We start from the raw sequence: 19859 nt of genomic DNA on the forward strand, positions 1-19859 counted from the left end.
GGCTGTCCGTAATCTCTTCAGCCGAACCCGCCGCCACCTCTGCGAACCACCGCGACGGCGCCAAAAACAACACGACAATCTCCGCGCACGACTAACCTAGCGCAGATGAGGGTTGGGGTGAGGGGCTCTATCCACACGCGCGACCGTCGCGGTATCTGTACCCCCTCACCCGGATCGCAAGAGCGATCCGACCTCTCCCCGCAAGCGGGGCGAGGTGAAGCGCGCGATTCGCGCTTACTTCGCCTTCTTGGCTTTGGCCTTCTTCGCCTTCTTCACCGGCTTTTCCTTAGCGGCCTTCTTCTCCACCTTCGCCGCCACCGGCGTGCTGGCGGCGATCCGAATCGACCGCGCATAGCTGTCGGCGACGTTGTCGGCGGACATCTGCAGGCGCTTGGCGGCGGCAATGGCCTGCTCCATGGTGGCCTTGGCCATCATCTTGAAGCGGTCGCCGGTCTCCTTGCCCTTGGCCTTGGCCGCAAGGCCGTTGAATCGATCCCGCCGCTCCTTGGCGCGGGTCATCAGGCCCGTATGCAGCTGTCTGGCCAGTTGCCGGATCACGACATCCAGGTCGGCGTCCGCCATGTTGTTCTATCCTCTTCGAAAACAATATCGATGCGGGCGGGACTATGCAGATCGAGCCCCGCCTTGGCAATTCCCGGCCGCGCGTCATCCGCAGCTTCCGGCTTACAAAACAAAAAAGCCGCGCGGTTCGCGCGGCTCTTCGTCCAGTCCGTCCTGGCCGTTCAGTAATCGTAGCCGGGATGGCCGGGGTAGTATTGCCGATTGCAGGTCCTGCGGCCGCGGTCGTAGGCAGCGGCATCGCCATGGGCGAGCGAGCTGACATATTTGAGGCAGCGCACGTAATTGTCGTTACCGAGCCAGTCCAGGCCACCGGCAGCTACAGGGGAGATCTGGGCGGAGCCGACGAGCGTCGTGACGGTGACGAGGGCGGCGATGGCGGAGAAGGTGAGCTTTGTCATGATTGGCATCTTTCCACTTGAGGCTACCCGATGCAGCCCCCATGACCTGACGATGCCCGATACTTCCTCGATCTACTGTGCTGTCTGTCACGCGGCCCTGAGCAAGGCTTGCCGACACCGCGATCGCCAATCTCCAGCTTGAAAGAACAGGGCCGCGTTGTTGACGCGGCCCTTGGTGTGTTCGGCGCAGGCGCGCTATGTCTGCCTTACTTCAGCGAGGCGACCGGGCCGCTCGACGCTGCCGGATCGGGGTCGAAGCCGAACACGCCGACCAGATATTTGTAATAGTCCGGCAATTTCTCCTTGAGCGTCTCGCGCGACTTCGGGTCGTGGAATTCGCTCTTCCCGGCCAGGAAGATGCTGGCGGTCACCGCGAAGAACTCCATGTGATTCTTCAGCGCATAGGCTTCCTTGGGCAGGAGGTCCTTGGACTTGGCATAGGCGTAATAGCCGATCACGCCCTTGTTGGCGTAGCCGTCCGGCAACAGTCGCGCGTGGTAGGCATGCAGGAGCTCGTGCAGCAGCACGGCCTCCTTCTCGTAACGCATCATGTCCGGCCGCAGCATGATCACGCCAAGCCCCGAATCGACCGCGAGGTCGACGGCATTGGGATTGGTCCAGCGCTGCGTGGCATGATCCCACACCGTCAGCGTCCGCGGCACGCTGCGCTCGACGTTCGGGGCGACCCGGCCGTAGCACGCGGTCGCGGCGCCTTCGTCGAGGCAGGCGAGCTCGCTGGCAATGATCGGGACGGTGCGGAAAAAGCGCAGCACGCGCGGCGAGAGGCCGGCAGCCTCGACCACGTCGATCTGGCTCTTCACATTGTCGGTGAGCTTGTCGACATCCTTGCGGTCGGAATTCTCCGACAGGTCGAACATGTAGCCGCGGTAGCTCTGGAAGCCCGGCGGCAACGCCTGCGCCGCCCCGGTGGACGCATCGAGCGGTCCGGCATTGGATGGAGTGGCGAAAAGCGCGCCGACAATGGTCGCGGTCAGCAGCAACGCAATGCGCATGATGAACCCCCTGATGTCACTTGACGCGGCAGACTAGGCCATCGTTGTTTGCGAAAAGTGAGTGGGGCGAGACTAGGGCAGCGATGTTGAGGCGTGCTTAACCGTTGGTTGCAGACCGTTAGGGGCGGGTTAGTCCGAGGTTAACCAAGGAGGTATCCCGGGTCTGCGCTTCGGCGTAGGATCGAAACCGGGCACCAAGCCCACATCAGTAGCCGGAAGGAGGATGCCATGTACGCCGCCATCCGTCAGGCCAAGGCGAAAAGCGGGAGCGCGGAAGAGCTGGCGCGCCGCATCAAGGACGGCGCCTCCGATCATCAGCGACGTCGACGGCTTCAGGGCCTATTACGTCGTCTATGCCGGCGACGACACGGTCACAGCGATTTCGATCTTTGACAAGTTCGAGCAGGCGGAGGAGGCGAACCGGCGTGCGATCGCCTGGATCGAGAAGGATCTGGGCCCGCTGCTCGCCGGACACGCGAGCGCCGCCGCGGGACCGGTGATCGTGCATACGCTGGCGTAGGTGTTAGGCGGGGCGCGTTAGTGCTCCATTCTCAACTGTCATGCCCCGCGAAGGCGGGGCATCCAGTACTCCGCGGCGTCTCGGCTCAATCACAGCCGCCGCGGAGTACTGGATCGCCCGCCTTCGCGGGCGACAGCGGTGGGTGGCGTGCGCTTTCTGCCAAACGCGCGTGCCTTACAGCTCTCGTGCATTCGAGAATGCAAACGAACTCACGCGCCGCGTCGTCTCGTCCAGGATCAGCGTGCGCGTGATCGGCGGCTCGGCGCGCTGGGCGCAGTTTTCCCGCTCGCAGAGGCGGCAGTTGACGCCGATCGGCGTTCCCTCCGTTTTCTCCAAATCGATGCCGGCAGCGTAGACGAGGCGTGCGGCGTGACGGATCTCGCAGCCGAGGCCGATGGCGAAGCGCGGCTGCGGCAGCGGATGCGGTGCGACGGGGCGGCGCACCATCTGCGCGATCGAGAAATAGCGCGTGCCGTCGGGCAGCTCGATCACCTGCTTGAGCAGGCGATCCGGCGTGTCGAAGGTCGAGTGCACGTTCCACAACGGACAGGTGCCGCCGAATTTCGAGAACGGGAACGTGCCCGATGAAAATCGCTTCGAGACGTTGCCGGCATTGTCGACACGCAACAGGAAGAACGGAATGCCGCGCGCGTTCGGCCGCTGCAGGGTGGTGAGGCGATGGCAGACCTGCTCGAAGCCGGAATTGAAACGCTGCGCCAACAGGTGGATGTCGTAGTTGAGCGCTTCGGCGGCGGCCAGGAAAGCCGGGTAGGGCATCATCACGGCCGCCGCAAAATAGTTGCCGAGCGTGATGCGGAACAGGCGGCGCGGTGTGTCGTCCAGCGGGCCGGCGCGGCCGATGATGGTTTCCAGATGCTGTGCGCATTCGCTTAAGCCCAGCTGGAAGGCGAGCTGGAACGCGCGGCCGGGCGGATCGACCAGCTCGGAGATCAGCAGTTGGCGACGATGGCGATCGAAGCGCCGCAGCGTCTCGCGCATCACGTCGACCGGCATGATGCGGGTCTGGATCGAATGCTTTTCGCGCAGCCGTGCCGCGAGCGCGGCATAGAGCCCTTCGGCCGGCACGTCCAATTCATCGCGCAAGGTTTCGGCGGCCTGCTCGAGTTCCGGGAAATAGTTGCGGTTGGCCTCGATCAGTTCGCGGACGCGTTCGACCGGATTGGCCTCATAGCGCGTGCCGACATCGCGGTCGGCCATCTGTGCCGCGGCGAGCGTCTCGCCCTGCCGGGCCTCTGCATACGCGGCGTAGAGCCGCTGCAGCGCGTGGGTGACGCCGGGGCAGAGCTCGGCGAGGTCGCGCAGCTCCTGCTTGGGCACGTCGATCTGGCGGAACAGCGGGTCGGAGAAGATCTCGTTGAGCTCGGCAAAGAAGCGGTCCTCGTCGGCGGTCGCGAGGTCGCGCAGGTCGAGGTCATAGGTCTCGGCCAGCCGCAGCAGGATCTGGGCCGTCACCGGACGCTGGTTGCGCTCGATCAGATTGACATAGCTCGGCGAGATCCCGAGCCCTTCGGCGATCTGGGTCTGCGACAGCCCCAATTGCTGCCGAATCCGCCGGAAGCGCGGGCCGACGAAGAGTTTCTTGCTGGAACCGGCGGGCATTTTCAGGTCTCCAAAGGCATCAAGGACAGTTTAGCTAACCTATATTATTTACAAAGCTTACAAAATAACATCTATTACATGTTCTGATGTTACATGACATCACCATTCGTACACAAGCCACCTGTACGAGCTTTGCTTTCTCGCGTTTAGCTTCTGACACGCATCTCGCAATGCATTGTCAAGAATGTCGGTGGCCTATCGATCGCCATCGTCAGCGAAAGGATCAGGCACATGAACTACCAGCCCCGTGGCATCAGCACCCTCCAGGGACCGTCCTCGTATCAGAGCGAGATCGAGGCGGCCCAGTCGCTTCTCGAGACCCAGCCGACCTGGAACGGGGTGTCGGCCGAGGCTGTCGCCCGCATGCGCCTGCAGAACCGGTTCAAGACCGGCCTCGACGTCGCCCGCTACACCGCGGCGCTGATGCGGGCCGACATGGCCGCCTATGACGCTGATCCCACCAAGTACACCCAGTCGCTGGGCTGCTGGCATGGCTTCATCGCCCAGCAGAAGCTGATCTCGGTCAAGAAGCACTTTGGCAAGACCGATCGCACCTACCTGTACCTGTCCGGCTGGATGATCGCGGCGCTGCGCTCCGAGTTCGGTCCGCTGCCGGACCAGTCGATGCACGAGAAGACCTCGGTGCCGGCACTCATCGAAGAGCTCTACACCTTCCTGCGTCAGGCCGACTCGCGCGAGCTGAACGACATCTTCCGCAGCCTGGATGCCGCCCGCAAGGAAGGCGACAAGGCGAAGGAAAAGGCGCTGATCGAGAAGATCGACGGCTTCCAGACCCATGTCGTGCCCGTCATCGCCGACATCGACGCCGGCTTCGGCAATGCGGAGGCGACCTATCTGCTCGCCAAGAAGATGATCGAGGCGGGTGCCTGCGCGCTCCAGATCGAGAACCAGGTCTCGGACGAGAAGCAGTGCGGCCACCAGGACGGCAAGGTCACCGTGCCGCACGAGGTGTTCCTGGCCAAGATCCGGGCCTGCCGCCACGCCTTCCTCGAACTCGGCGTCGAAGACGGCGTCGTGGTGACCCGCACCGACTCGCTCGGTGCCGGCCTGACGCAGCAGATCGCGGTCAGCCACAAGCCCGGCGACCTCGGCGACCAGTACAACAGCTTCCTGGATTGCGAGGAAGTGACCGCGGAGAACGCCCGCAACGGCGACGTTATCATCAACCGCAACGGCAAGATGATGCGTCCGAAGCGGCTGCCCTCCAATCTCTATCAGTTCCGGCCGGGCACCGGCGAAGACCGCTGCGTGCTCGACAGCATCACCTCGTTGCAGAACGGTGCGGACCTGCTGTGGATCGAGACCGAGAAGCCGCATATCGAGCAGATCGCCAAGATGGTCGACCGCATTCGCGAGGTCGTCCCGAACGCGAAGCTGGCCTACAACAACTCGCCCTCGTTCAACTGGACGCTCAACTTCCGCTGGCAGATCTACGACGCGATGAAGGAAGCGGGCAAGGATGTCAGCAAGTACAATCGGGCCGAGCTGATGAAGCCGGAATACGACGATACGCCGCTGGCGAAGGAAGCCGACGAGCGCATCCGTACCTTCCAGGCGGACTCGGCCAAGCGCGCCGGCATCTTCCATCACCTGATCACGTTGCCGACCTACCACACGGCGGCGCTCTCGACCGACAATCTGGCGAGGGAATATTTCGGCGACCAGGGCATGCTCGGCTATGTCAAGAACGTCCAGCGCGCCGAGATCCGCCAGGGTATCGCCTGCGCCAAGCATCAGAACATGGCCGGCTCCGACATCGGCGACGACCACAAGGAGTACTTCGCCGGGGAGGCTGCCCTGAAGGCGGGCGGTGCCCACAACACGATGAACCAGTTCGGCTAACGCATCACCCTACCAAACAGGAGACTGACAATGACCAAAGGCAGCAATTTCTGGGTGATCGGCGGCGAGTTCGGTTCGATGAACTTCCACAAGCTCGTGGAAGGCTCGGCCCAGGTGCAGGGTCCGTTCAAGACCCGCAAGGAGGCCGAGGACGCCTGGCGCTCGGTCTCGGAAGAGAACCGCCACAAGGCCGGCGTCCGATTCTCGATCGTGGAAGAGCCGTCGCGGGTCTCGGCCTGACGGCATTGCCGCAGGCATGAATTAAGAAGACGTCCAAGGACGGATGGTCCCATCCGGCGCAAGCCGGGTGGGATCGTCTGTTTTTGGCACAGGTGAAGGAATTGTGGGCGCCGTAAGTAACTGGAATTGTAGGGCCTTTGCGGACACTTTGGTTGCTGATAGGTTAATGCGGCCAGGTGAGGACGAGGCCGCCAATGTCAGAGCCCGAGACCAGCGGGACCCATCCCAGTCAGCCGCGCCCGGTGCGGCTGCGCGATGCGCTGTTGCGGGCGCGGATCGAGGCCGCGGACCGGACCGGCGTCGTCGTCGATTTGCGCGATGCCGAGGTGGCGCGGCTCGAGATCCTCAACGACGCGCTCGATCCCCTGTTCGCGCAGGTGCCGGAGCAGATCGACCTGTTTGACCGCGGCATCAGCCAGGGCGATACGCCCAGGCTCTGGATCGACGTCGTCGCGCACATCGTGATGGGCCGCGACAAGCGGATGTACCGCTTCGTGCAGGACACCCGCTTCGGCCGCATCGTGCTCGCCGAATCTCACGACACCGCTGTCATCGTCGAGGCCGTGACTGATTACGTCGCGCGCCGCATGATCGAGCGCGAGCATGCGATGGTGGTCCCGCCCGAGCCGAAGCCCGAGGTCGCGCCGCGGCCGCGCCGCTCGCGCGTCTGGCCGTTCGTGCTCGGATTTGTGCTCGGCGCCGCCGCGCTGTTCGGGGTTGCCGTGCTCGCGGCCCTGCGGAGCTGGTGAGACGTTCTCTGTCGTTACTACGAGCAATGACGGGCGGCCTCAAAACAACCTTACATGCTTGATCTGCCCGATCTGAAATCCAGCCCCCACGCTCCGCACCGTCTGCTCGCAACGCCAGCCGGCATTGTCCTTCTCGATCGTGAACAGATTATAGGCCGCGGCCGGATAGTGCCCGTGCGCGAGCGCGGAGGCCGACGGCACGCCGATCGCGGGAATGTTGCCGTTGGGCCCCTCGAACCACATCGTCGAATGAATGTGGTCGTGCCCGTGCAGGATCAGCTCGACGCCATGGCGTTGCAAAAGCGCCAGCAGCCCGGCCGAGTCGGTCATCCGCTTGTGGCGCGCGCCGGACTTCAGCGGATGATGCACCAGCAGCACGCGAAAGACGTCTTCGGCCGCGAGCCGCTCGAGCACCTGTTCGAGCGACGTGAGCTGATCGCGTCCGAGGGTGCCTGTCGCCATCAACGGCAAGGTCGGCACCGCCGTGGACAGGCTGATCAGTGCGAGCGGCCCGCGCCGGCGCACGGCAGGAAAGCCGATGCGGCCGTCGTCGCCCGCAAGATAGGGCGCAAAGGTTTCGCCGAAGCGAAGAGAGGTGGCGCGGACATAGGCGTCGTGATTGCCGGGAATCGTGGTGACGCGGTCGGGTGGACCGACGCCGTCGAGCCAGGCGCGCGCCGGCGCGAACTCTGCCTCCAGCGCGAGGTTGACGAGATCGCCTGTGACCGCGATGTGGTCGGGGCTTTGCGCCTTCATGTCGGCGACGAGTGCGTCGAGCACCTCGCGGCGCTGGTACTTGTGACGGTTGCGCGTCCAGTTGACGTAGCCGAGCGCGCGCTTGCTGGCGAGCTCGATCAACCGCGGCTTCGGCAGCGGCGGCAGATGCGGGTCGGACAGATGGGCGAGCGTGAAGGGGGCCATGGCGCGCGATTGCCTCGCTATTCGCCCGCTGTAATGGCAAGGTCGCAGGCTACGTGCAAGCGGGGGGTCAAGGGAGCCTGATGGGGGATCGTCTCAATAGCGTCCGACGGACATTCGAGCCGCTGCTGCGGCGAATCTTCCACGCCTATTTCCTGCTCGTCCGCGGCATGACGCTCGGCGTCCGCGCCGTGGTGCTGGATGCCGACACCAGGGTATTCCTGGTCAGGCACAGCTACATCACCGGCTGGTATCTGCCCGGCGGTGGCGTCGATCTCGGCGAGACCATGGAGCAGGCGATGCGGCGCGAGCTCAAGGAGGAGGGGGATATCGATCTCACCGGCGACGCCGTGCTGCACGGCATCTTTCTCAACAGCCACGTCTCCCGCCGCGACCATGTCGCGGTCTACGTCGTCAGGCAGTTCAAGCAGGATCGCTTGCCCGCGCCCAACCACGAGATCGTCGAATGCGGGTTCTTCGCGATCACGGCGCTGCCCGAGGGGACCACGCACGGCACGCGGTTGCGGATTGCGGAAGTGCTGGACGGCAAGCCCTTGATTGCGACGTGGCGGTGAGGGCTGCCTGTGCTAGTAAATCGCCGCGTCTGCGGTCTCGGCGCATGGACGGGGGATGAAGATTGTCTGAATCGACGAGGTCATGGCCATTTCGGGTCGCCGTGCTGGTTCCCTGCTACAATGAGGAAGCCGCCGTCGCGACGGTCGTCGCCGATTTCCGCAAGGCATTGCCTGCGGCCGAGATCTACGTGTACGACAACAACTCGACCGACCGTACCGCGGCGATCGCGCGCGAGGCCGGAGCGATCGTGCACAGCGAACGGCGCCAGGGCAAAGGCCACGTCGTGCGCCGCATGTTCGCGGACATCGAGGCCGACATCTACGTGCTCGTCGATGGCGATGCCACCTACGACGCGCCGAGCGTGTCGCGCATGATCGACGAGCTCCTCGACGAGCATCTGGATATGGTTGTGGGTCTGCGTGTCGATCAATCGCAAGCGGCCTACCGGCGCGGTCATCGCATCGGCAATCGGCTGTTTACCGGTTTCCTGGCATCGACCTTCGGCCACGCCTTCAGGGACATACTGTCCGGTTACCGCGTGTTCTCGCGCCGCTTCGTCAAATCCTTCCCCGTCCTGTCCGGCGGTTTCGAGATCGAGACCGAGTTTGCGGTCTATGCGCTGGAATTGTCGCTGCCGGTCGCCGAGGTCGAGACGCCCTATTACGCGCGCCCGGAAGGCTCCTTCTCCAAGCTCAATACCTGGCAGGATGGGTTGCGCATCTTCAACACGATGCTGAAGCTCAACCGGTCGGAGCGGCCGCTGCGCTTCTTTTCGGCGATCGGCGTCGTCCTCGCGCTGCTGTCGATCGCTTTCGGGCTGCCCGTCGTGATCACCTTCCTCGAAACCGGCCTCGTACCGCGCCTGCCGACCGCCGTGCTCTCCATGGGCCTGATGATCATGGCGCTGCTTTCGGCTTCGTCGGGGCTCGTGCTCGACACCGTGACGCGCGGCCGCCGGGAAATGAAGATGCTCGCCTACCTGTCCCAACCGCCGCTCAGGAGGAACTGAAATTGCCTCTGGGGCCGGGCGCAATCCAATGGACCGTTGCCCTCCGAGGTGATATCCCGCCGACGCCGCCTGACGCGTTTTCCCGACGCGAATCCATGACTCCCGCCTGAAGATGCTGTGACGCGATGAACGATCTCTCACTTACCATCCTGTCGGAATCCGCCGGCGATGCTCACGCGATCGAGCGGCTGCACGAACGCACCTTCGGACCTGGCCGCTTTGTGCTCAGCGCGTACCGCATCCGCGAGCATGTGGATCACGTGCTCGAGCTGTCCTTCACCGCCCGTGTCGGTACGTTGCTGGTCGGATCCGTACGGCAATTGCCGATCTGCGTCGGCGACACGACGGCACTGCTGCTCGGGCCCCTGACGGTCGAGCCTCCGTTCCGCGGCCGCGGCGTCGGCCGGCTGCTGCTCGAGCGCGCTCTGAAAGACGCGAAGGCGCAGGGCCATCGCCTGGTGCTTCTGGTCGGCGACGAGCCCTATTACAGCCGCGTCGGCTTCAAGCCGGTGCCGAAGGGACGCGTCACGATGCCGGGCCCGGTCGATTACAGCCGGCTCCTCGTCGTCGAGCTCGTCGAGGGCGCGTTCGAAGGCGTATCGGGGCCGGTCGGTCCCGACTGGAGCAAGACGCGAACCTGACGCGCCATCGCTTCGAAGCTCACATGAAGGTAGGGCAGTGCCGGTCGATCAGCAATATTACCGGGAAGTGGCGTCCGGGAACACGGCGGAAAAGCTGCTGATCGCGGCGCGCGACCGCATATTCCAGGATTTCATCGCCCAGATGCAGCCGTCTGGGTCGGACGAGATCCTGGATGTCGGCGTATCCGACGTGATCAACGACGGCGCAAACGTGCTGGAAAGAAGCTACCCACATCAGCACAAGATCACGGCCTGTGGGCTCGGCGAAGGAATAGGGTTCAAGGCGGCTTTTCCGCTTTGCCGTTACGTGCAGATCGAACCGAATACACGGCTGCCGTTTGACGACAATGCGTTCGACGTTGCGACGTCCAATGCTGTGCTCGAGCATACCGGCAGCCACGGAAATCAGGTGCTTCTGGTCAAGGAGCTTTGCCGCGTTGCGAGGCGGGTGTTCATCACGGTGCCCAACAGGTTCTTTCCGGTCGAGCACCACACGGCCATCCCGTTGGCGCACTATCTGGACGGCACCTTCAGGATCGCCTGCATGATCGCCGGCAAGTCGGAATGGACCGACGAGCAGAACCTGATCCTGATGACGCGAAAACGGCTGCTGCGGCTCGCCGCGCTGGTCGCCAAGTCCGGGATCGCCAAGTCCGAGATCGCCAAGTCCGAGATCGTCAAGTCCGAGATCGTCAAGTCCGAGATCGTCAAGTCCGCCGCAGTGGGCTACACCGGTTTGTTGCTCGGCCCGCTATCGTCCAATCTCTATCTCGCATTCCGCTAAAGCAGCGCCGGCGCCTCCCGCCGCAGCATGATCCCGATGAAGAATATCCATACGAGCAAAGCCGTCTTCGCCGTCTTGTTTCTCGCGGTGCTGGTCGGCCATTTCTGGACTATGTTGCGATGGAATGAAGCTCGCGGCGTCTATGACGACATCTGCTACCTGCGGCAGGCGCATCTGTTCCAGAGGCTCGGGCTGGTGGGGGGCTTCGACACGAGCCTCACCCGCGACGACGATGGCTATCTGAAAGCAAGGCTGAAGGAGATCGGCTACCCGAACTGGGACGATACAACCGCTGCGCCCTGTCACAACTTGATGCCGGCCACGGGGAAGGTCGTCATCCAATATCCGCCGGGCGTCGGCCTCGTGTTGGCGTTGTTTCCGCCGGGTCACCAGGTCGTGCCCATGTACATGCTGGCGACCGTAGTCGTCCTCGGCTTCGCGCTATTCGCCCTTTCTCTCGCGCGCAGCACGAGATCGGTTCTGATGGCCGGAACGTTCGGCTGTCTTGCGATCTACCTGATGGTCAATCCGGTCAAGGCGAGCTATTCGATGGCTCCGACGGTCGTCGTGTGCGCGCTCGCAGGATGTCTCACGGCGCGATGGCTGGCGAGCCCGCGATCTCAACCGAGGATCTGGCTGCTGGCGCCAATCGGCTTCCTGCTCGGATTGACCGTCGATTTTCGGTTGGCCAACCTCTTCCTGGCGTCCGGCTATGGGATGTTTCTCCTTGTCGCATTCCTTGCGGAACGGACGATGTCCCGGTTCTTGCAGGGGGCCGTGTTCGGCGTCGCGTTGCTGGCCGGAGTGATACCGACCATCGTCTCTTACGTCGTCAACGCCGGCAGTCCGTTCGCGTCGACCTACGGCAACAACCCCGATGTCAGGCCGCTGGATTTTTCGTTCACAGTGGTCCGGGACTATCTCGCCGACCCGCTCCAGACCTTGCTGATCGTCATCGGAATTGCAGGCTCGATCTGGCTGTTGCGGCAGGCGAATGGCGCTCACCGTGTCGCGCAGCTCACGATGGCCAATCTGGCGCTCAATCTCGCCTTCTTCTTCACCTATCCGATCGCGACGCCATACTACACGATCCCCATTTCTCTCCTGACACTGTGGAGCCTGCTGTTTGCCGTCCTGTTTCAGGAGGCGGCAGAGGATGCCCCCGAAGCGGCCGCTTTAGCCAAAGCGCGATGAAGTCAGGCTAGTCATCACGCTTCGGCTTGCTTGAGCATGATCGAGAGAGTCCGCATTACGCTGGGCTCCATCCGGCCTACGCCGCAGCCTTTCGTCTTCCCGCTCCTTTTGTCCGTTCGCACGAAAAAGCTCGGCGACTGTGCTTGGACAGCTTCACCAGCCAAGCTCGAACGATATTGTCTCACAGGCAACAGATGTTGCTTCACTGACGGGATGACGACGGCGCGACAACACCTGATGATGTGCGCGGCCGTGTAGCTCCGTGAGGGACGCGAATCCGGCTCATCCGAATCGAAGGAAAGGGAGACGTATCATGGCAATCGGGACCGTCGTGCTGGTGCATGGAGCTTTCGCGGATGGCTCTTGCTGGGCCAAGGTCATTCCTCTTCTCACCAAGCGCGGGCTGAAGGCTCTCGCCGTCCAAAATCCTCTGAGCTCGCTTGCCGATGACGTCGTCGCCACTCACCGGGTCGTGGACATGCAGGAAGGGCCGGTGCTCATGGTCGGACACTCCTGGGGCGGGGCTGTCATCACCGAGGCCGGCAATCATCCCAAGGTCAAAGGTCTCGTTTACGTCGCTGCTGGCGCGCCGGACAGCGGTCAGTCGTTCGATGCGTGGTGGAAGCCCTACAAGCCGGCGCCCGGAGCGGCCGAGATCAGGCCCTATGGCGAAGGCTATGTGGCTCTGACGCGGGACGGGGTCCGCAAGCACTTCGTCCAGGACATCCCGGCCGACGAAGCCGACATCGTCTACGCGACGCAGGGTCCGCTTGCGGTCAAATGTTTCGGCGACGCGGTCTCCAAGGCGGCCTGGCGCTCGAAGCCTTCGTGGTACATCGTGGCGGCACGCGACGAGACGATTCCGCCGGAGGTGCAGCGGGACTCGGCGAGCCGCATGGGCGCCGAGACGCTCGTGCTCCAGAGCTCGCACGTGCCGATGCTCTCCCAGCCCGAGGCCGTCGCGGAGTTCATCGCAAACGCCGCCGCATCCATTACCGGATAGTGGCGGCGCCGCGTACAGGCGTGCGGTCCTTCCGAAGCCGAAGCTCTCCCACCGTGATCCACCAATGCAACTGGTAGCGCTGAAATACTTCGTCGCGGTGGCGGATCACGGCAGCTTCAACGCGGCGGCCGAGCGGCTAGGCATCACGCCGTCGACCCTGACGCGAAGCGTCAGCACACTGGAGGACGATCTCGGGCTGACCCTGTTCGAACGGAGCCGGCGCGGTGTCGTGCTGACGCCGGGGGCGGCATCGGTCTTCGCGGAAACCAAGCGGATGCTGGCGAGCCTTGCGGCGGTGACGCAAGCCGCCGACGGCGCCGCGCGCGGGGCAACCGGAGAGCTCAGGCTGGGCGTGCGCTCTCCGCCGCTCGGCGAGCCGCTGCGCAGCATGCTCGCGCGTTGGCGCCGGGATCATCCGGGCATTCGGCTCATCATCCACGAACTGTCCGACCATGATATCTATGCCGAGCTCACCGCGCGCCGGATCGACGTGGCGCTGGTGCCGAGTTTTGCGCCATGGCCGAGGATCGTGATGGAGCCGCTCTATCGCGAGCGGATGGTGGCTGCCGTGCCGCAGGATCATGCTCTCGCCGGCCGCGATAGCTTGCGATGGTCCGATCTGCGCGACGAGACGATCTACGTGCAGGAATGGCCGCAGAGCCACGCCATGCGCGAGTTCTACGCCTCGATGATCGGGATAGGCGTGCCGTTCCAGGCTCAGCCGGCCGGCAAGCAGACGGTCTTCAGCCTTGTCGCCGCAGGTTTCGGCGTCACGCTTGCGCAGCAGAGCCAGGCGGAGGTCAGCTTTCCCGGCGTGGTCTTCAGGAGCGTCGAAGAGCCGAACGCTCAGGTCGAATTCAGTCTGGCGTGGCCGCGCGAGGCCGCAGGCGCGCTGATCGGGCGTTTTCTCACCTCGATGCGCGCAGGCGCCGCGGAGGCCGGCTCGGCGGCAGTCACGTAGGGCCGCTAAGTTCGGCCCGATGGAGTGAAAGCGCAGTCCGGGAAACCTGTCGCTGCAGATGCACTATTCCGCATTTCCGCATTTCGCTTTCGCTGCATCCGGGCAAGGCCGCTGATCGCGGAGTGCGCGAGGTGTCGTATTTCAGCTCTGCCGAAGGCCGTCGCGGCATTGCGCCTCAGTCTGCGACGCCGGCCGGGGCCATTGGCCCCGGCCGGCGCGAGATCAGAACTTGAAGTTGGCGAACGCCCTGACGCCGATGCCCGGCATCAAGACTTCGTCCTTGTTGTAGGACACCGAATTGCGGATATTCTCGTTCAGCAGATTGTTGCCGACGAGGCCGACCAGCATCTCGCGCGCGCCGAATGCATTCGGGTTGAGCTTGGTCTTGTAGCTGACCTCCGCCTTTAGCAGGTTGTAGCCTGCCGTCGGCGTCTCCGCGATTACGGCGACGTCGTTCTGCGCGAAGGCGTGCAAGAGGTTGACGCGCATCAGCCAGTTGTCGTCGCGCCAGAACACGCCGCCGCCCACCCGCACCGGCGGAATGCGCGGCACGTTGGTGCCATCGGTAAAGGTGGCGCGCACCACGTCGAACTGGTTCTCGATGCCCCAGATGCCGCCCTGGAACGCACCGACGTCGAGCTGCGACTGGAATTCGCCGCCGCGGAAATTCGCATTGCGTTGCGAATAGACCGCCTGGTTCAGTTCGGCCCCCGGCGTGCCGCATGAGTCAAAGTCGCCGTCGCACATCACGCCGGTGAGGCGGCGAAAGATGAAGTTGTCGAAATGCGTGTAGAAGACGGTCGCCTCGAAGCGGAGCGGTCCCGTCGCCTTGCGCAAACCGACCTCGACCGACTTCGCAGTCTCGATGGCGAGGTTCGGATTGCCGATGTCGAACGTCGCGGTCGCGTCATGCGGGCCGCGTGAGAACAGCTCGGCCGGCTTCGGCGCACGCTCGATATATTGTGCGGTGATGCTGCCGACCATGCCACCCGGCAGGTCCTGCAACAGGCCGATGCTGCCGCTCTTCGGCGTGAAGGACGGATTGCGGACGATGCTTGTCTGCGGCGTCCCGTCGGGCAGGAAGTCTGCCGGGAAATCGGGCGTCGACCCGTGCAGTTCGACATGTTCGATCCGGCCCGCGATCTGCGCCTTGGTCTGTTCGCTGAACTTGAACTCGTTGAAGACGTAACCGGCGACGCGGTAGTTTCGGTTCGGGTCCCACAACCCGTTGAACAGTGCGCCGGGATCATCCGGGCTCGGCGCCGTCAGTTCCTGGTGGCCCGCCTGGAAGCCGAATGCGGTCGTCACCTCGGCAAAACGGGCGTTGAACGGCATCAGCTGGGTCTCGACACGGAGCTCCTGCTCCTTGTTGGTGAAGGTCTGCCGCACGCCGTCAGTGTTGGGATCGCCGGGATCGGCAAGCCCGATCTCGTTGTGCCGGTAGTCGGTCGCGCCGGCCCAGAAGCGGACGGCGTCGATCGCGGCGGCGTCGGGGTGGTACTCGCCCTTGACGGTGATCTTGGTCTGATGGCCGTCGATGCGGGTGTTGTGGTCGGCGCCGTCGATGCCGGGGATGTGGTAGAGCGAATCGGTCTGCGTGATCGCCGCGCCGATATAGCCGCCCTGGAAGAAGTAGGAGCCGCCGATCGAGGCGCCGTCCGCGCGGGTTGCGGAATTGGGCTGGCGCCCGTTCGCGACGGACCGCGTCTGGTCGGCGAGGTACGGATAGCTCGGGATGCTGTAATCCGTGGTGTTGCGACCATAGACGTCGGCGTGAAACGCGAAATTGCCGCCGCCGGTGTCGAGCAGCACGCCGCTCTCGACGCCGCGATCGACCGAGCTGTAGGCGGAGCGCGTCTCGGCGGTGACGCAAGGCGAAGTCGCGGCCGCGGCAAGTGGCGCCTTGGTCGGCATGCCGTAGGTCTGGAACGATGGAGCGCAGCTAGGCAGCGCATCCGGAATCCGGTTGTTGGTGGCGCTGACGACGCCGCCGATCGAGGTCGAGCCGTAGCGCAGCGCGGCCGGCCCGCGCACCACCTCGACCTGATTGGTCGCGAGCGTATCGATCGGGACGAAATGATCCTCGCCGAGATCGGAGGCGCCGCTCGCATTGGCGCCGTTCTCGATAATGCCGACGCGGTTGACGTCGAGGCCCCGGATGATCGGCCGGCTGGAGGCGCCGGGCGCAAAGCTCGAGCCGGTGATGCCGGGTTTTGAGAACAGGAGGTCGCCGAGCTGTCCGCCGCCCTCGCGGCGGATCTCCTCGTTCGGCACCACCGTGACGGTGGCGAACTGGTTGGTGACGATCTGCAGCACGCCCTGCTGAGGTGCGGCGGCGGGCGCCGCTGCCGCGGGCGTTGCTTCCGCCGCGCGTTGTTGACCGCGCACGCGTGCGGTTCGCGTGGTGCGGACCGGGCTGCGGGTCGGCACCACCGCTCTGCGCACGATCGGGCTCGGCGCCGTCACGGTGACGGCGGGGATCTCGGTGGACGCCGGCTTGTCCTGAGCCAGCGCCGGGGCGGCGGCGGCGGCGAGCAGGAGCAGGCTCGCTCCGCTAAGGCGCTGCGCGCGTCGCAATTCAAATGACATGGTCATGATTCCCAGTCAGGCGCCGTCCGCATGATTATCTGTTGATCGGAGGCGGCCTGCCGTCGCTGCGCGACGGAATTCGACTTCAACTTCTCCCGGGCATGCGCCGACGTGCGGCGAGCCCAGGTGTGATCAAGCGATGTTCGAACTCAGGACGCTGGAGGGGCGCGCGGCTGGAACGCCGTGCCGGCCGATTTCAGATGGCTGAATTCAGCGTCGGTGGTGCGGTAGAGCAGCTCGATCGCCTGGGGCAGCAGCAGCACAGGCGGCGCCGCGAACATGACGGTGCCCGCCATCGCGACCAATCCGCAGATCGCGCAATTGTCCTCGCCCGGCTGCTCCCGGCCGGGGCCCGCGGGCGATTGCTTCTGGACCGCGGCACGGTCGATCGAAGCAACGCCGTTGGTGCCGTCGGTCTGCTGAAGCGAGGCTTGGGCGAGGGGAGCGGCCTGGGCGAACCAATGGCTGTGACCGAACGTCAGCGCGAACTGCACCAGCATCGCGAACATCGCGAGCCGGGCGCCGTGCCTGATATTCGACCGGAACCACTTCATCTGGAAACGCCACCCCACATCGCGAGGCGCCAATCCCCTCGGCTTCCTACGATGTTATAGTGTAACATCGCAGCATCGGTCAGCGGATGTCAACTAAGGGCGGGCGAACGACGTTAGTTGGACTCAATCTGTGTGATTGGGGCAACGGACTGCCGCATATGGCGGTATCACACCTCGTCAGGCCCGATGGCCGTCGAACGCCCAATGCAGTTGTCCCGGTAGGTCCACCAGGATTTGATCGTCGAAGCTATGACTGCGACTGAGCCCAAGCCGGCGAGCAATGCGCCCGCCATCTGCCCAGCCAACAAGCAAGCGAGGGCGAAGCAGATCATGGCAACGCTGCCGACAGCCATTAGCGTCACATAGTCCGCCTGCAATGGCAGCGGCGTCGATGGCTCCAGCGCATAAATCGGAATCGCATAGCGCGAGCTCAGTTCATCACGGAATTGCAGGGGCAGCTTGTCGAGCAACGCAGATCGGATCGCGAAGTATTTGACGGCTGCCCAAATCATTGCGACAGCGCACAGGACACCAAAGACCGCAGCCATGGCTTTGCCTCTCAACGCGGTTCTCAAAGATCAGCGCCCTTCGCGGACCCAGGTCGCGGCGAACGCGCCGAGCAGCAGCAACAGGCCGATCAGGCCGGCGAAGATCGGCAGCACCCCGACGCCCTTCACGACGCTGGCGTCGCGCATCCGCACCCCCATCCAGCCGTCACCATGGAAGACGCTCGCCGAGCGGACCGGCAGGATGCGCGGCAGCTCGACGCTGGCGCCGTCGACCACGCGCACGGCGTTGCCGCCGGTCGCCTGTGTCAGCGGCTTCAGGGTATCGACGGTGGAGGTGACTTCCGAAAACTCCTTCGGATTGGTCGGGCCGACATTGATCAGCGCCTTCAGCGTGCCGTCGGTCGCCTGCCACAGGCCGAGCTCGCTCGCCGGCAGGCTGGCGCGCCATTCGCCGGGATCGCCGGGCGCAAGCGTCAGGTCGCGCGACACGCCCGATGGCGAGGTCACGCTGACCGGCTGAACGCTGTCTGCCATGGTCTGGCGCACCACCACGAGATTCTTGCCCTGCACCTGCAGGCGCAACGCTTCCTCGTCCAGATCAGGCTGCTTCATCAGCCAGTGCGACATCCGCCGCAAGAGATCGAGATGCGGGCCGCCGCCTTCATAGCCGCGCGCCCACAGCCAGATGTGGTCGGAGAGCAGGAGCGCGACGCGGCCCTCGCCGAAACGCGACAGGAACAACAGCGGCTTGCCGTCGACGCCTGTCATCACCGGCGGGTTGACCGCATTGCGGGTATCGACGGTGCGGAAGAACCGGCTCCAGCGCGGCGGCTCGGAGGCCGAGCCCTCGAGGCCACGCGTGACGGGATGGCGTTTGCCGACGTCCGAGAGATGCGCGTAGAACGGCTTTTCCGTCACGCCGACGGGCTCTGCCGGCAGCACCGAATCCAGCGGCGTGCGCCAGATGCTGGTGTTGGAGGCGTAGTCGGGCCCGGCGGAAACCAGCACCGCGCCGCCCGAGCGCACATAGCGTGCGATGTTGTCGAAATAGGCGATCGGCAGCACGCCCTGGCGGGCATAGCGGTCGAAGATGATCAGCTGGAATTCGTTGATCTTCTGCTGGAACAGCTCGCGGGTCGGAAACGCGATCAGCGACAATTCGTTGATCGGCGTGCCGTCCTGCTTCTCCGGCGGCCGCAGAATGGTGAAGTGGACGAGGTCGACGCTGGCATCGGATTTGAGCAAATTGCGCCAGGTGCGCTCGCCGGAATGCGGCTCGCCCGAGACCAGCAGCACGCGCAGCTTGTCGCGCACGCCGTCGATGGCGACGACGGCGCGGTTGTTCACCGGCGTCAATTCCCGTTCGAGCGGCGAGGCCTCGATCTCGACGATGTTCGGCCCGGCATGCTTGATGTCGACGTCGACGCTTGCGGCCTGCCCGCTCGATAGCGTGCGCTCGTTGATCACTTCGCCGTCCCTGCGGACCGTGACCTTGGCGCGCTCGCCGCTGACGCCCTGGTCGTCGAGGCGGTAGGTGATGGTCTGGGCCTGCCCGACGATGCCGAAGCGCGGCGCCGCCAAGATCGCGATGCGGCGGTCGCGCTCGTCCTTCTGCCCGGTGATCAGCGCGTGCACCGGCGCCTGGAAGCCGAGCCCGGCGGCGTTGGCCGGAATGTCATGGACGCGGCCGTCGGTGATCAGGAACGCACCGGCGACGCGGTCGACCGGCACGTCGGACAATGCCGAGGCGAGGGCGCCGAACAGCTTTGTGCCGTCGGTCTCGCCGTCGGCCTGTCCGGCATCGACGACGCGAACCTCGAGTCCCTTGATCTTCTTCAGGCTGTCGACCAGCGCTTCCTGTGCCGTTGCTGCCTCGCGATTGCGGTTGCCGAAATTCTGGCTCGGGCTCTTGTCGACGACGATTGCGGCGACCGAGGTGAGGGGATCGCGGTCCTCGCGGGTGAAGGAGGGATTGGCGAGCGCCAGCAGGAACAGCACCAGCGCGGCCACGCGCACGGCAGCGCCGCGCGCCCGCGCAAGCAGCAGCACGAGCGCGATGACGACGATCGCGGCCAGCGCGAGCCACAGGACGATCGCGGGAACAAGCGGCGTGAACGCGATGCCGTAATTCATGTC

Annotated in this window: 20 protein-coding genes; 11 read left to right on the plus strand and 9 right to left on the minus strand. The window is 64.5% G+C overall.

Annotation, left to right across the window (positions count from 1 at the left end; translation table 11 throughout):
* Window positions 1-234 precede the first annotated feature (234 nt).
* The 3 genes from QCM77_RS41615 to QCM77_RS41625 form a co-directional block, all read right to left on the minus strand.
* Window positions 235-582, minus strand: coding sequence for a hypothetical protein (locus tag QCM77_RS41615; RefSeq protein ID WP_279692746.1), 348 nt, complete (start codon window positions 580-582; stop codon window positions 235-237).
* Between the two features lie 161 nt (window positions 583-743).
* The gene (locus tag QCM77_RS41620) at window positions 744-980 is read right to left on the minus strand and encodes a hypothetical protein (RefSeq protein WP_279668427.1); all 237 of its coding nucleotides are present in this window, start codon (window positions 978-980) and stop codon (window positions 744-746) included.
* 206 nt (window positions 981-1186) lie between these two features.
* Window positions 1187-1993: a hypothetical protein gene (locus tag QCM77_RS41625; RefSeq protein WP_279668426.1), complete on the minus strand. Its 807-nt coding sequence runs from the start codon at window positions 1991-1993 to the stop codon at window positions 1187-1189.
* A 223-nt stretch (window positions 1994-2216) separates the two neighbouring features.
* Here QCM77_RS41625 and QCM77_RS41630 point away from each other — a divergent pair, with 223 nt between their 5' ends.
* Window positions 2217-2513, plus strand: coding sequence for an antibiotic biosynthesis monooxygenase (locus QCM77_RS41630; protein WP_280096648.1), 297 nt, complete (start codon window positions 2217-2219; stop codon window positions 2511-2513).
* A 174-nt stretch (window positions 2514-2687) separates the two neighbouring features.
* On the opposite strand, the gene QCM77_RS41635 is transcribed toward QCM77_RS41630, so the two are convergent.
* On the minus strand, window positions 2688-4133 hold the full coding sequence (locus QCM77_RS41635) for a helix-turn-helix domain-containing protein (RefSeq protein WP_279692747.1): 1446 nt from the start codon (window positions 4131-4133) through the stop codon (window positions 2688-2690).
* A gap of 231 nt (window positions 4134-4364) precedes the next feature.
* On the opposite strand from QCM77_RS41635, the gene QCM77_RS41640 reads away from it, so the two are divergent.
* The 3 genes from QCM77_RS41640 to QCM77_RS41650 all read left to right on the plus strand — a co-directional run bounded on the left by QCM77_RS41640 (window position 4365) and on the right by QCM77_RS41650 (window position 6985).
* Window positions 4365-5996: an isocitrate lyase gene (locus QCM77_RS41640; RefSeq protein WP_279668420.1), complete on the plus strand. Its 1632-nt coding sequence runs from the start codon at window positions 4365-4367 to the stop codon at window positions 5994-5996.
* Between the two features lie 30 nt (window positions 5997-6026).
* Window positions 6027-6236, plus strand: coding sequence for a DUF4170 domain-containing protein (locus tag QCM77_RS41645; RefSeq protein ID WP_008137787.1), 210 nt, complete (start codon window positions 6027-6029; stop codon window positions 6234-6236).
* Window positions 6237-6430: 194 nt separating this feature from the next.
* Window positions 6431-6985, plus strand: coding sequence for a hypothetical protein (locus QCM77_RS41650; RefSeq protein WP_279668414.1), 555 nt, complete (start codon window positions 6431-6433; stop codon window positions 6983-6985).
* A gap of 39 nt (window positions 6986-7024) precedes the next feature.
* On the opposite strand, the gene QCM77_RS41655 is transcribed toward QCM77_RS41650, so the two are convergent.
* Complete coding sequence (locus tag QCM77_RS41655; RefSeq protein ID WP_280096649.1) at window positions 7025-7906, minus strand: metallophosphoesterase family protein; 882 nt, start codon at window positions 7904-7906, stop codon at window positions 7025-7027.
* 80 nt (window positions 7907-7986) lie between these two features.
* Here QCM77_RS41655 and QCM77_RS41660 point away from each other — a divergent pair, with 80 nt between their 5' ends.
* From QCM77_RS41660 to QCM77_RS41690, 7 genes are all read left to right on the plus strand, one after another.
* On the plus strand, window positions 7987-8478 hold the full coding sequence (locus QCM77_RS41660) for an NUDIX domain-containing protein (RefSeq protein ID WP_279668410.1): 492 nt from the start codon (window positions 7987-7989) through the stop codon (window positions 8476-8478).
* 62 nt (window positions 8479-8540) lie between these two features.
* Entirely contained in the window at window positions 8541-9488 is a 948-nt protein-coding gene (locus tag QCM77_RS41665) for a glycosyltransferase family 2 protein (protein ID WP_280096650.1), read from the plus strand.
* A gap of 125 nt (window positions 9489-9613) precedes the next feature.
* Window positions 9614-10129 (plus strand): GNAT family N-acetyltransferase, encoded by a 516-nt coding sequence (locus tag QCM77_RS41670; RefSeq protein ID WP_279668406.1) that lies wholly within the window; start codon window positions 9614-9616, stop codon window positions 10127-10129.
* 37 nt (window positions 10130-10166) lie between these two features.
* Window positions 10167-10913, plus strand: a complete 747-nt coding sequence (locus QCM77_RS41675; protein WP_280096651.1) for a methyltransferase domain-containing protein — start codon at window positions 10167-10169, stop codon at window positions 10911-10913.
* 36 nt (window positions 10914-10949) lie between these two features.
* Entirely contained in the window at window positions 10950-12107 is a 1158-nt protein-coding gene (locus QCM77_RS41680; RefSeq protein ID WP_279668402.1) for a hypothetical protein, read from the plus strand.
* Between the two features lie 313 nt (window positions 12108-12420).
* The gene (locus QCM77_RS41685) at window positions 12421-13110 is read left to right on the plus strand and encodes an alpha/beta fold hydrolase (RefSeq protein WP_279668400.1); all 690 of its coding nucleotides are present in this window, start codon (window positions 12421-12423) and stop codon (window positions 13108-13110) included.
* A gap of 64 nt (window positions 13111-13174) precedes the next feature.
* On the plus strand, window positions 13175-14071 hold the full coding sequence (locus QCM77_RS41690) for a LysR family transcriptional regulator (RefSeq protein WP_279668398.1): 897 nt from the start codon (window positions 13175-13177) through the stop codon (window positions 14069-14071).
* Between the two features lie 222 nt (window positions 14072-14293).
* Here the strand turns inward: QCM77_RS41690 and QCM77_RS41695 are convergent, their stop codons facing one another.
* The 4 genes from QCM77_RS41695 to QCM77_RS41710 all read right to left on the minus strand — a co-directional run bounded on the left by QCM77_RS41695 (window position 14294) and on the right by QCM77_RS41710 (window position 19856).
* On the minus strand, window positions 14294-16660 hold the full coding sequence (locus QCM77_RS41695; RefSeq protein WP_280096652.1) for a TonB-dependent receptor: 2367 nt from the start codon (window positions 16658-16660) through the stop codon (window positions 14294-14296).
* A gap of 149 nt (window positions 16661-16809) precedes the next feature.
* Complete coding sequence (locus QCM77_RS41700; RefSeq protein ID WP_279668395.1) at window positions 16810-17214, minus strand: DUF2946 domain-containing protein; 405 nt, start codon at window positions 17212-17214, stop codon at window positions 16810-16812.
* A 167-nt stretch (window positions 17215-17381) separates the two neighbouring features.
* Window positions 17382-17762 (minus strand): hypothetical protein, encoded by a 381-nt coding sequence (locus QCM77_RS41705; protein ID WP_279668393.1) that lies wholly within the window; start codon window positions 17760-17762, stop codon window positions 17382-17384.
* A 30-nt stretch (window positions 17763-17792) separates the two neighbouring features.
* Window positions 17793-19856 carry a hypothetical protein gene (locus QCM77_RS41710; protein ID WP_279692765.1) on the minus strand — a complete coding sequence of 688 codons (2064 nt, stop codon included), beginning with the start codon at window positions 19854-19856 and terminating at the stop codon, window positions 17793-17795.
* Between the last annotated feature and the right edge of the window lie 3 nt (window positions 19857-19859).

The organism is Bradyrhizobium nivariense (assembly GCF_029846695.2).
GTDB lineage: Bacteria > Pseudomonadota > Alphaproteobacteria > Rhizobiales > Xanthobacteraceae > Bradyrhizobium.